The following is an 11,324-nucleotide window of genomic DNA, read 5'->3' on the forward strand; positions in this document are numbered from 1 at the left end:
TCCGGCCTGCGTACGTGGGACGTCGGCACGATCGAGCAGACCATCACGGCGGGACAGGTCACCGGCTACCCCGCGCTCGTCGACGAGGGGACCTCGGTGGCGCTCCGCGTGCTCGACACCGCGTCCGAGCAGACCGTCGCGATGGTCAAGGGCCAGGCCAGGTTGCTGTCGTTCGCCCTCGCGACGCCGGTCCCCCAGCTCGGACGGGCGCTCGACCTGCACGCCAAGCTGCTGCTCTCGACCGGTCCGCACGCCGACGCCGCGGCCGTCATCGAGGAGTGCTGGCTCGCCGCGCTCGAGGCCCTGATCGTCCGGCACGGAGGGCCGGTGTGGGACGAGGTCATGTTCGGGCTCCTCCACGAGACCGTGCGGGCCGAGGCGTATGACGAGACGGAGCAGGCCGTACGCACCGTCATCGACGTCCTGCGTGCCCTCGGCGACGTCACGCCGACGCCGCCGACCGAGGCCGGCGAGGACGTCCGCGTGCAGCTGTCGTGGCTGGTCTATCCCGGCTTCATCAGGGACACCGGCATCGCCCAGCTACGCCGTCTGCCGCTCTACCTGCAAGCGGCTCGGCGGCGACTCGACACGCAGCTGACCGATGACCTGCTCGCGGCCCAGGAGCTCGAGGCGCGGTTCCACGAACGTACGGCCGGGATGTCGCCCTGGGCGCGCCTCTCCCCCGACGTCCAGCACGTTCGCTGGGCGCTGGAGGAGCTGCGGCTGAGCCTGCTGGCCCAGAACCTGCGAACCGCGTTCCCGGTGTCGGTGAAGCGCGTCACCGCCCTGGTGGATGCGCTGTAAGGCCTCAGACGCCCAGGAGGTCGATCACGAAGACCAGGGTTTTGCCGGAGAGCCGGTGGCCGCCACCGGCGGGTCCGTAGGCGAGCTCGGGCGGGCAGACGAGCTGACGCCGGCCGCCGACCTTCATGCCCGGGATGCCCTGCTGCCACGCGGCGATGAGCTGCGGGAGCGGGAAGTTCGCGGACTGGCCGCGGTCCCATGACGAGTCGAACTGCTCGCCGGTGTCGAACTCGACGCCGACGTAGTGCACGTCCACGACTCCGCCGGGCACGGCTTCGGCCCCGTCGCCGACGATGATGTCCTTGATCTGGAGCTCGGTGGGCGCGGGGCCCTCGATGAAGTCAACTTCAGGCTTGTCAGTCATGCGAACGATCCTGTCACACGGGCTCGAACGCCCAGCTCAAGGTCTGTACGCCTCGGCCGACACCACCGCGTCGACGTTCAGCGGCCCGTAGATGTGCGGGAACGGCAGGGGCTCGCCCTCGACCGGATCCAGTCGCCACGGCGAGGTCAGCAGGTCCGTGTCGATCGTCAGCAGGCGCAGCGGCCCCGCGACCTCGCGGTAGAAGCGCTCATGCACCCCGGCGAGCTGTTCGGCCTGGGAGCAGTGGATGAAGCCCACCTCGGCCAGGTCGAGACCCAGCGTCGACACGGTGTACGTGCCGGCAGCCTGCGCCGAGTTCCATGCCGCTTCGGTGGCGAGGTGGAAGATCCTCACGGCATCTGTTCGGCGGCGTCGTTGAGACGCGCCAGGCTGCGCGCGAACGTCCTCGTGTCGTCCTCGGTCCACTCCGACAAGATCGCCGACATCCGGGCGTGCGCGCGCTTGCGGTAGGCGTCGACCTTGGCGCGCGCCTCGGGCTCGGCGACCAGCAGCTGCGCGCGCCCGTCGTCCGGGTCAGGGATGCGGCTGACGAGCCCGAGCTTCTCCAGGGACGCGACGGCCCGGCTGGCGGTGGACTTGTGCACGCCGAGGCCCTCAGCGAGCTCTGAGCCCCGGATGCCGTCAGGAGCATCGCAGATCGCGATGAGGAACAGGAACATCCCGTAGTCGAGCGAGGGGTGGATCTCGGGCAGCTGACGGAGCGAACGGGCACGAACGCGCCTGATGAACCGGGTCAGCTCGTACTCGACGTCGAGGTCGACCGGTAGATCACTGCTCATGCCGTGACTGTTCGCTCGCTCATGCCGCAACCCTATAGAACATCCCGCCGCGGTCGTGGAGGTCTGCGCGCGTCAGCGCAGCTCTGACGAGGTGAGGTTGAGCAGGCGGCGGGCCACGATGAGCTGCTGGATCTGCTGCGTGCCCTCGAAGATGTCGAGGATCTTGGAGTCCCTCGACCACTTCTCGACCAGCTCGGTCTCGCTGTAGCCCAGCGTGCCGGCCAGCTCGACGCACCGCAGGGTGATCTGGTTGCCCACCCGGCCCGCCTTCGCCTTGGCCATCGACGCCTCCATCGAGTTGGGCTTGCGGTTGTCCGCCAGCCACGCGGCCGCCAGGGTCAGCAGCAGCGCTGCCTCCCAGTCGGCCTCCATCGCGATGAACGTCGCCGCGGCGTACGACTGCGCCTGGACCGGCCGGTCGTAGTCGATGACGACGCCGGCGTCCTCCAGCAGCCGCCGGGTGTCCTCCAGGGCCGCCCGCGCGCAGCCCACAGCCATACCGGCCACCAGCGGGCGGGTGTTGTCGAACGTCGCCATGGCGCCGGCGAAGCCCTGCTTGGTGTCGATCTCGGGGTTGCCGAGCAGGTTCTCCGCTGGCACACGGCAGTTGTCGAGCACGATCACCGCGGTGTCGGACGACCGGATGCCGAGCTTGTGCTCGAGCCGCTCGACCCTGATGCCGGGCAGGCTCTTGGGCACGAGGAACGACTTGATCGCGGCCCGGCCGAGGCTCTTGTCGAGCGTGGCCCACACGACGACCGAGTCGGCCCGGTCGCCGGCGGTGACGAAGATCTTCTCGCCGTTCAGGATGTACGCGTCGCCGTCCTTGACCGCGGTCGTCGTGATCGCGGCGGAGTCGGAGCCGAAGCTCGGCTCGGTGATCGCCATGGCGGCCCAGGTGCCCTTGAATCGCTCGAGCTGCTCCTCGCTGGCCACCGACGCGATCGCGGAGTTGCCGAGGCCCTGACGGGGCATCGAGAGCAGGAGACCCACGTCGGCCCAGCACATCTCGATGATCGAGAGCACCGAGGACATGTTGGTGCCGTTCTTGACCTTGGTGCCCTTGTCATCGGCATCGGCCTCGTCACGGCGTACGCCTGCAGCACCGGCACCCTGGCCCTGACCGGAGTCGCCCATGCCGTCGACCAGCGAGGCGAGGAGATCCAGCTCCTTGGGGTACGCGTGCTCAGCGAGGTCGTACTTGCGCGAGTTGGCGCGCAGGAACTCCTCGGCGACCTGGTGGGCCTGCTTGATGAACGGGCGGAACTTGCGGGGAGTCTCGAGATTGATCATGGGTGATTCCGTCCTCAGACGAGGACTGCTCCTTCCATCAGGCCGATGGCGCGCAGGTCGCGGTACCACCGTTCGACCGGGTGCTCCTTGACGAAGCCGTGGCCGCCGAGCAGCTGGACGCCGTCGGTGCCGATCTTCATGCCGTACTCCGCCGTCAGTCGCCGGGCGAGCGCGACCTCGCGGGCGTAGTCGGCGCCCTGCTCAGCGCGCGAAGCAGCCCTCAGCGTCGTCAGGCGCATGCCCTCGAGCTCGATCGCGATGTCGGCGACCATGAAGGCGACTGCCTGGCGGTGCGCGATCGGCTCACCGAACGCCGTACGCGTCGTGACGTAGTCGGAGACGTAGTCGAGCATCGCGCGGGCAGTGCCCAGCGCCAGCCCGGCCCAGGCGAGCCGCGAGAGGCGTACGCACTCGCGGTAGTCCTGCGCGGTGCCCTCGCCGAGGATCGCGTCCGCGGGCACATCGACGTCGGTCAGCACGAGCCGGCTGAGTCCTGCAGCACGCAGTCCCATGCTCGGGTCCGCCTCGATCGCCACCCCCGGGGTGCTCGACTCGATCAGCACCAGCGTCGGCCCCTGGCCCTCGACGTCGACGGCGACGACGAACAGCTCTGCCTCGCTTCCGCGCACCACGGCCGACTTGACGCCGTTGAGGCGGAATCCGGTGTCGGTCCTGACCGCCGTCGTCTGCAGCTCGAAGGGGTCGAACAGCGGACGGGGCTCCGCGATGGCGAGCGCCGCGGTCGGGACGTCATCACCGGCGAACGCCGGCAGGTAGGTCTGCTGCTGCGCGTCGGACCCCCACAGCGAGATCGCCGTGGCGACGGCGGCCGGCGCGAGGCACGCGACGGCCTGGCCCATGTCGCCCTCGGCGAGAGCCTCGGCGACCAGCACGCCGGTGACGGCGGACCGGTCCTCGGACAGTCCGCCCAGGCTCTCGGGGATGTTGAGCAGCGTCAGCCCGAACTCGCTGGTCTGCGCGAGCACCTCCTTGGGGGTGTCGTTGGCGGACTCGGCGGCCTCGGCGCCGGGCCGCAGCACCTCGGCGGCGAACTCCTTGACGACGCCGACGATCATCTGCTGGTCCTCGGTCGGCTCGAGGTCGAACACGCCGGTGTCGGACGTACGCGCGAGGCGCTTGGGCTTGCCGGTGCTCTTGACCCGCTTGAACGTACGCGTGGTCGCGCCGGCGACGCGGAAGCCGCCCTTGGCGCCCTGGTAGACGGCCTTCTCGGTCGTCTTGCGCAGCTTGAGCTTGTCGATCGTCGGCGAGCTGGCGATGCGGTTGAGCACCGCCAGGCCGATGCCCATGGGATCTCGACGACTGGCCACAGGAACTCCTCGAAGGTTGGGGTTGGACTGAGTTGCCCACCGCTCCCGTCAACTGTAACTCCGAGTTGCAGCTTGACATACCCATGGTATCCGAACTCACATCGCAGGACCAGCGGTTGCCGCACGTTGTCGGGTCGATAGCCTTGTCCAGTCCTGAGCGAAGGAGCCCAGAGCCCGTGCCTGCCTCACAGTCCCGACCGCTGCCCGCTGGCGGTTCCGTGCGCCCCATCACCCGGTGGGGAACTCCCGTCATGCATCGAGAGCTCAAGGACGTCACGGAGTTCGACAACGAGCTGGAGACTCTCGTCAAGGACATGGTGGCGACGATGTACGCCGCCAAGGGCGTCGGTCTCGCCGCCAACCAGGTGGGCGTCGACCTCAAGGTGTTCGTGTTCGACTGCCCGGACGACGACAACAACCACGTCACCGGCGTCGTGTGCAACCCGGTGCTGCACCTGCCTGAGGGCAAGGAGCGCAACCTGGAGGACGAGGACGAGGGCTGCCTGTCGTTGCCCGGCGCCTTCACCTCCTGCGCCCGGCCTGACCGCGCGCACGTCACCGGCGTCGACCACACCGGGGAGCCCGTGGAGTTCGTCGGCGACGGACTGCTGGCGCGCTGCCTGCAGCACGAGACGGATCACCTGTTCGGCACGGTGTTCGGCGACCGGCTGCCGGAGCGGGCCCGCAAGAAGCTCTACAAGCAGCACCAGGAGCTCGCGGACAGCTATCCCGAGGACTGGCCCGTCACGGTCCTCGTCGACGAGCCGGTCATCGAGCGTTAGGCGTTCAGCCCCCGAGGCGCCGCTATTCATCAGCGCTACGGTTGACCTGATGGGGGGAGTCATGACGGGTATGCCGCACACGACGGAACCCTCGTCGATCCCGCTCGTCCTGCGGACGATCCGGGCTGCGTCGGCGCCCGATCGGGTCTCTGGGCAGCACCTGGAGTCGAACGGGCTCGCGACCGGCGAGGGTCCCCACATGGTCGGACTGCTTCGCGCGATGGGCTTCGTCGACGCTGCCGGCACACCGACCACGCTCTGGCATCAGTACCAGGAGACGGACGGGTCTGCGCGGCTCCTCGCCGAGGCGCTTCGGACGGCTTACGCCCCGCTGTTCGAGGCGTTCGACTCCCCCGAGAAGGTACCGCCCCGGACGCTGGGCAAGGTCGTGAGGGACGTGACCGGCTACTCCCAGCGTCACGTCGCCCAGACCGTCGACAGCTTTCAGGTCTTGTGCGACCGCGCCGACTTCTCCCGCCGCCGGGTCGCGGACCCGACGCCGCCCGCCGCCGAGATCCGGTTCACCATCCGCAGCCGCATCACCGGCCTCTCACGCCTGGCCGAGGGGCTGCAGGAGGCGCGGACGTGCATCGACCACGGCCTCCATCGTCCCGCCTACGTCTCGGCCTGGAACGGGTATGTCGCCCTCGCCGTGACGTTCCTCGCCGCCGAGGACTTCGCCGCCGTGCGAGCCATCCGCCCGTCATGGACGGTGACGTCGATCGAGGACCTGTCGATCAGGACGCCCGGAGCAGAGCTGCTGAGGATGCTCGCGGACCTGGACCTCACGACCGGAGACATCGCCGACGTCCTGCCGCTGCTCCTCCAGAGCCGGAACGACTGTGCGTATCCCACCTCGTTCCGGCCCACCGCGGCGGAGGCGGACGACTACGTGGTCGACGTGCACCAGGCAGCCATGCTGCTGGTCGACCGGGCGAGCCACCTGTTCCCGCCCACCGGCTAGCGTCGCCGCAGCTCCCAGCAGGCAACCGCGACCGACGAGGCGACGTTGAGCGAGTCGATGCCGGCGGCCATCGGAATCGTCACCCGATGATCGGCCGTCGTCTCCCAGTGCGGAGTGAGGCCATGCCCCTCGGACCCCACGATCAGCGCGAGCCGCTCGACGTCGTGCGGGACCTCGTCGATCGGCACCGAGTCGTCGGCCAACGTCATGGCGTACGTCGTGAAGCCCGCCTCGCGCAGCAGCTCCGGCGCGCCGTACCAGTCGTCGACCCGGGCGTACGGGAGCCAGAACACCGAGCCCATCGAGACCTTGATGGCCCGGCGGTAGAGCGGGTCGGCGCAGCGCGGCGAGAGCAGGACGGCGTCGAACCCGAGGGCAGCAGCCGCCCGGAACGCGCCGCCGACGTTCGTGTGGTCGGCGAGGTCCTCCATGACGATGACGCGCCGCGCGTCCGCCAGCACGTCACCGGGGGCCGCCGCCTCGGGACGTTCGAGCGCGGCGAGGGCACCACGGTGCACGTGGAATCCCGTGAGCTTCTCGATCGACGCATCGTCGAGCACGAAGCAGGGAGCGTCACTCGCATCGAGCAGGTCGGCCAGTCCCTCGAGCCAGCGCGGTGACATGAGGAACGATCGCGCCTGGTGACCTGACTCGATCGCCCGGCGCACGACCTTCTCCCCCTCTGCGAGGAACAGCCCGCGGTTGGCCTCGAGCCGCAGCCTCAGCTGGACGTCACGCAGATCGACGTAGTCGCGGAGTCGAGGATCCTCGAGGTCGTCCAGTCGTACGATCTCGGCCACCGGGCTAGCCTAACGAGCATGAGCCTTGAACGTCCTTTGACACCCGATCCGTATCCGCTGCTGCCGGCCGTGCCGTCGTTCACCCTGACGAGCGCGGACGTGAAGGACGGCGAGCCGCTCAAGGATGACCAGGTCAACAAGTTCGGTGACATGTCGCCGCAACTGTCCTGGTCCGGCGCGCCCGAGGGCACCAAGTCGTACGTCGTGACCTGCTTCGACCCCGACGCGCCGATCGTCTCCGGCTTCTGGCACTGGGTCGCCGTCGACATCCCGGCCGACGTCACCGAGCTGGCCGCCGGGGCCGGCGCGTCGGACGACACGTTGCCGGGCGGCGCCTTCCACGTACGCAATGACGGTGGCGGTCTCAACTTCATGGGCGCCGCTCCCCCGGCGGGCGACCAGGTGCACCGCTACTTCTTCGTCGTCCACGCCGTCGGCGAGGAGAGCCTCGGGGTCGACGGCTCGGTCTCGCCCGCAGTCGTCGGCTTCAACCTCGCGTTCAAGACGTTGGGCCGCGCCATCATCCACGGGACCTACCAGCACTGAGTCCACCGACAGCAGAACGCCCCTCGACCGGCGCGGTCGAGGGGCGTTCTGCTGTGCATCAGGCCTTGGGCGGCTCTGGAGCCGGGGGCGGCTCGGGCGTACCGGCCTCGGGCTGGGCAGGAGCCTGACCCGCGCTCGGGGCGATGGGCGTCTCTGCGGCCTTGGCGGCGTCGAGGGCCTCCTGGACGGCGTCTGCCGTGGCCTGCTCCTCCGGGGCGTCGTCCTCGATCGGCGCGTCGAAGTCGACGCGGGTCTTGCTGCCGCCGCCGTCGACCGGGATCTTGCCGACCGTGCCACCCAGGGTGCCCAGTGCCTTGGTCAGCTCGGCCGGGATGATCCACGTGGTGGCGTTGTCGCCCTCGGCGATCTTCGGGAGCATCTGGAGGTACTGGTAGGACAGCAGCTTCTGGTCCGGGTTGCCGTCGTGGATGGCCTGGAAGACCGTCTGGATGGCCTGGGCCTCGCCCTGGGCGCGCAGGATCTGGGCCTGGCGATCCGCCTGGGCGGTCAGGATCTGCGCCTGGCGCTGACCCTCGGCGGTCAGGATGGCCGACTGCTTCTCACCCTCGGCCGTGAGGATGGCGGACTGGCGCTCGCCCTCGGCGGTCAGGATCGCCGCGCGCTTGTTGCGCTCGGCCCGCATCTGCTGCTCCATGGCGTCGATGATCGACGGCGGCGGGTCGATGCCCTTGAGCTCGACCCGGTTGACGCGGATGCCCCACTTGCCGGTCGCGCTGTCGAGCTCGCCACGCAGGCCGGAGTTGATCTGGTCGCGGCTGGTCAGCGCGTGCTCGAGGCTCATGCCACCCGTGATGTTGCGGAGCGTCGTCATGGTGAGCTGCTCGATCGCCTGGATGTAGTTGGCGATCTCGTACGTCGCGGCGACCGGGTCGGTGACCTGGAAGTAGATGACCGTGTCGATCGACACCACCAGGTTGTCCTCGGTGATGACCGGCTGCGGCGGGAACGAGACGACCTGCTCGCGGAGGTCGATGACGTAGCGCACCTTGTCGATGAACGGCATCACGATGTTGAGGCCTGCCGACAGGGTCGTGCGGTACTTGCCGAAACGCTCGACGATCCCGGCGCGCGCCTGGGGGATGATCTTGACCGTCATCGAGACGACCACGATCGCCAGGACGGCGACGAGGATGAGCACGATCAGCGCTGGGGACATCAGGACTCCTTGATGGTGACGACAGCTGTGGCGCCGTCGATCCGGGTGACGAGGACTTCGGTGCCGGTGTCGAACGTCTGGTCTTCCTCGGCCGATCTGGCCGACCACACCTCACCGGCGAGCTGGACCCGGCCGTTCCGCTTGTCGACGGGCTCGAGGACGACGCCCGACCGGCCGACGAGGGCGGCGTGACCCGTCGTCAGCGTCGGGCCCGCGTGCAGGCGCTGGACGATCGGCGGGCGTACGAAGTAGAGCAGCGCGACGGCCACGACCGTGAACAGGAGGATCGCGAGCCACAGCGGCGCGCCGAAGCCCGTCGCGATCGCCGCGGCGACGGCGCCCAGGGCGAACATCAGGAGGACCAGGTCGAGGCTGAACACCTCGACGGCCGCCAGCACGACGGCAAGACCGAGCCACGTTGCCGCGGGATGATCCTGTATCCAGTCGATCATGATGTCTCCCCTGTTCGGTCAGTGCGATCCGCACGGTGTCCGTATGCTGCCCGACGGGCGGAGAAGCGTCCACCCTCGTGCTGGAGCTGGATGCGCGACCCGAAGGTCGCACTGAGCGTCTCGCCGGTCAGCGTCGACTCGATCGGCCCCTGCGCCACCACCTTGCCATCACGAAGCATGAGTACGTGGGTGAATCCGACCGGAATCTCCTCGACATGGTGGGACACCATGACCAGGACCGGCGCGTTGTCGGCGTGCGACAGGACCTCGAGGCTCGCCAGCAGATCTTCGCGGGCGCCGAGGTCGAGGCCGGCCGCGGGCTCGTCGAGCAGCAGCAGCTCAGGATCGGTCATCAACGCGCGGGCGATCAGCACGCGCTTGCGCTCGCCCTCCGACAGCGTGCCGAACGTGCGGTTGGCCAGCGCCGCGATGCCCATCTCGCCCATCATCTGCGTCGCTCGACGGTAGTCCACCTCGTCGTACTCCTCCTGCCACCGACCCAGCACCGCGTGCGCTGCCGACACGATCGTGTTGCCGACCGACTCGGACGGCGGGATGAGGTCGGCGACGGCGGTGCTGGTGTGGCCGATGCGGGTGCGCAGCTCGAAGACGTCGACCTTGCCGAGCTTGCTGCCGAGGATGCGGACCTTGCCCTTGGTGGGGTGCAACGCGGCGCTGATGATCTGCAGCAGCGTCGTCTTGCCGGCACCGTTGGGTCCGAGGACGACCCAGCGCTCGCCCTCCTCGACGGTCCAGTTGACGTCTTCCAGCAGAACCTTGCCGGGCCGTACGACGCTCACCTTCGAGAGCTCGAAAGCCGCAGGCATACACACTCCTGGTCGTTGTTGGGGGCGGTGGAGTCAACCTATCGCGGGCGCGCGCGGCGTCAGCGATAGCCTCGGGTGCGATGACTGATCCCGTGCCCACCTTGCACTTCAACGATCCGACCGTCCTGGTCACCCTCACGGGTCCTGACCAGAGCGGCGTGACGACGCGGCTGTTCACCGAGCTCGAGCCCTTCGGCCTCGAGGTCATCGACGTCGAGCAGCTCGTCGTACGCGGCCGGCTGATCCTCAGCGCGCTGCTGACCGTCCCCGACGACGAGTCGACGTTCGAGGGCACGGTGCACGAGGTCGGCGCGGCATTCGGGCTCGAGGTCACGGTCGAGTACGGCACCGGCGACAACCGCGCCCGCCGGGTCGGCCGCTCGCAGGTCGTGATCCTCGGCGCGCCGCTGCGGCCCGCCGCGATGGCGGCCCTCGCCCAGCGGATCAAGGATGACGGCGGCAACATCGACCGCATCGTCCGCATGGCGCGCTACCCGGTGACCGCGATCCGCATGGAGGTCTCCGGTGCCGACCCCGACCAGCTGCAGTCCGACCTCGCGGCGGTGGCGTTCGAGCAGGGCGTCGACGTCGCGGTGCAGGAGAACGGCATCCTGCGTCACGCGCAGCGACTCGTCGTGATGGACGTCGACTCGACGTTGATCCAGGGCGAGGTCATCGAGATGATCGCTGCCCACGCCGGCTGTGAGGACGAGGTCGCCGCGGTCACCGAGGCAGCCATGCGCGGTGAGATCGACTTCTCCGAGTCGCTCGTCTCCCGGGTGGCATTGCTCGCCGGCGTCGATGAGTCTGCGCTGGACGAGGTCTACGAATCGCTGACGTACGCTCCGGGCGCCCGCACCATGATCCGTACGCTCAAGCGTCTCGGCTACCGGTTCGCGCTGGTCAGCGGCGGATTCACCCGCATCATCGAGCGGATCGCGGCGGAGCTCGACATCGACTACTTCGCCGCCAACGAGCTCGAGGTCGTCGACGGCAAGCTCACCGGCAGGATCATCGGCGACATCGTCGACCGCGCCGGCAAGGCCGACGCGCTGCGGCATTTCGCCGAGCAGGCCCGCATCTCGGTCAAGAACACCGTGGCGATCGGCGACGGGGCCAATGACCTCGACATGCTCGCCGCGTCCGGCCTCGGCATCGCCTTCAACGCCAAGCCGCTCGTACGC

General features: G+C 69.1%; 14 protein-coding genes. 5 read left to right on the top strand and 9 right to left on the bottom strand.

The window, feature by feature from the left end:
* Nucleotides 1–804, top strand: an 804-nt coding sequence (locus tag V6M46_RS00685) for a DUF3418 domain-containing protein (RefSeq protein WP_332661754.1), incomplete at its 5' end; no start/stop codon positions are given.
* Nucleotides 805–808: 4 nt separating this feature from the next.
* Here the strand turns inward: V6M46_RS00685 and V6M46_RS00690 are convergent.
* From V6M46_RS00690 to V6M46_RS00710, 5 genes are all read right to left on the bottom strand, one after another.
* The gene (locus V6M46_RS00690; protein ID WP_332661755.1) at nucleotides 809–1,168 is read right to left on the bottom strand and encodes an FKBP-type peptidyl-prolyl cis-trans isomerase; all 360 of its coding nucleotides are present in this window, start codon (nucleotides 1,166–1,168) and stop codon (nucleotides 809–811) included.
* 36 nt (nucleotides 1,169–1,204) lie between these two features.
* Nucleotides 1,205–1,522 carry a DUF952 domain-containing protein gene (locus tag V6M46_RS00695; protein WP_332661756.1) on the bottom strand — a complete coding sequence of 106 codons (318 nt, stop codon included), beginning with the start codon at nucleotides 1,520–1,522 and terminating at the stop codon, nucleotides 1,205–1,207.
* A complete protein-coding gene (locus tag V6M46_RS00700) occupies nucleotides 1,519–1,968 on the bottom strand; it encodes a MarR family winged helix-turn-helix transcriptional regulator (RefSeq protein WP_332661757.1) in 450 nt (149 codons plus the stop codon). The genes V6M46_RS00695 and V6M46_RS00700 overlap by 4 nt, the downstream gene beginning before the upstream one ends.
* 72 nt (nucleotides 1,969–2,040) lie before the next feature.
* Entirely contained in the window at nucleotides 2,041–3,261 is a 1,221-nt protein-coding gene (locus tag V6M46_RS00705) for an acyl-CoA dehydrogenase family protein (protein WP_332661758.1), read from the bottom strand.
* Between the two features lie 14 nt (nucleotides 3,262–3,275).
* Nucleotides 3,276–4,592, bottom strand: coding sequence for an acyl-CoA dehydrogenase family protein (locus V6M46_RS00710; RefSeq protein WP_332661759.1), 1,317 nt, complete (start codon nucleotides 4,590–4,592; stop codon nucleotides 3,276–3,278).
* Between the two features lie 176 nt (nucleotides 4,593–4,768).
* Here V6M46_RS00710 and def point away from each other — a divergent pair, with 176 nt between their 5' ends.
* On the top strand, nucleotides 4,769–5,374 hold the full coding sequence (def, locus tag V6M46_RS00715) for a peptide deformylase (RefSeq protein WP_332661760.1): 606 nt from the start codon (nucleotides 4,769–4,771) through the stop codon (nucleotides 5,372–5,374).
* A 49-nt stretch (nucleotides 5,375–5,423) separates the two neighbouring features.
* On the top strand, nucleotides 5,424–6,338 hold the full coding sequence (locus V6M46_RS00720) for a DUF5343 domain-containing protein (protein WP_332661761.1): 915 nt from the start codon (nucleotides 5,424–5,426) through the stop codon (nucleotides 6,336–6,338).
* On the opposite strand, the gene V6M46_RS00725 is transcribed toward V6M46_RS00720, so the two are convergent.
* Complete coding sequence (locus V6M46_RS00725) at nucleotides 6,335–7,138, bottom strand: TrmH family RNA methyltransferase (RefSeq protein WP_332661762.1); 804 nt, start codon at nucleotides 7,136–7,138, stop codon at nucleotides 6,335–6,337. The two genes, V6M46_RS00720 and V6M46_RS00725, sit on opposite strands and share 4 nt — an antisense overlap.
* Nucleotides 7,139–7,156: 18 nt before the next feature.
* Here V6M46_RS00725 and V6M46_RS00730 point away from each other — a divergent pair, with 18 nt between their 5' ends.
* Nucleotides 7,157–7,684, top strand: coding sequence for a YbhB/YbcL family Raf kinase inhibitor-like protein (locus tag V6M46_RS00730; RefSeq protein WP_332661763.1), 528 nt, complete (start codon nucleotides 7,157–7,159; stop codon nucleotides 7,682–7,684).
* 58 nt (nucleotides 7,685–7,742) lie between these two features.
* Here V6M46_RS00730 and V6M46_RS00735 read toward each other — a convergent pair whose 3' ends face one another.
* Genes V6M46_RS00735 through V6M46_RS00745 form a run of 3 tightly spaced genes read right to left on the bottom strand, consistent with a single transcriptional unit; the run spans nucleotide 7,743 to nucleotide 10,140 of the window.
* A complete protein-coding gene (locus V6M46_RS00735; RefSeq protein ID WP_332661764.1) occupies nucleotides 7,743–8,861 on the bottom strand; it encodes an SPFH domain-containing protein in 1,119 nt (372 codons plus the stop codon).
* Nucleotides 8,861–9,313 (bottom strand): NfeD family protein, encoded by a 453-nt coding sequence (locus V6M46_RS00740; RefSeq protein WP_332661765.1) that lies wholly within the window; start codon nucleotides 9,311–9,313, stop codon nucleotides 8,861–8,863. Before V6M46_RS00740 ends, V6M46_RS00735 begins: the two co-directional genes overlap by 1 nt.
* On the bottom strand, nucleotides 9,310–10,140 hold the full coding sequence (locus V6M46_RS00745; protein WP_332661766.1) for an ABC transporter ATP-binding protein: 831 nt from the start codon (nucleotides 10,138–10,140) through the stop codon (nucleotides 9,310–9,312). Before V6M46_RS00745 ends, V6M46_RS00740 begins: the two co-directional genes overlap by 4 nt.
* Nucleotides 10,141–10,220: 80 nt before the next feature.
* Here V6M46_RS00745 and serB point away from each other — a divergent pair.
* Nucleotides 10,221–11,324, top strand: a 1,104-nt coding sequence (gene serB, locus V6M46_RS00750) for a phosphoserine phosphatase SerB (protein ID WP_332661767.1), incomplete at its 3' end; no start/stop codon positions are given.

The organism is Aeromicrobium sp. (assembly GCF_036676885.1).
GTDB lineage: Bacteria > Actinomycetota > Actinomycetes > Propionibacteriales > Nocardioidaceae > Aeromicrobium.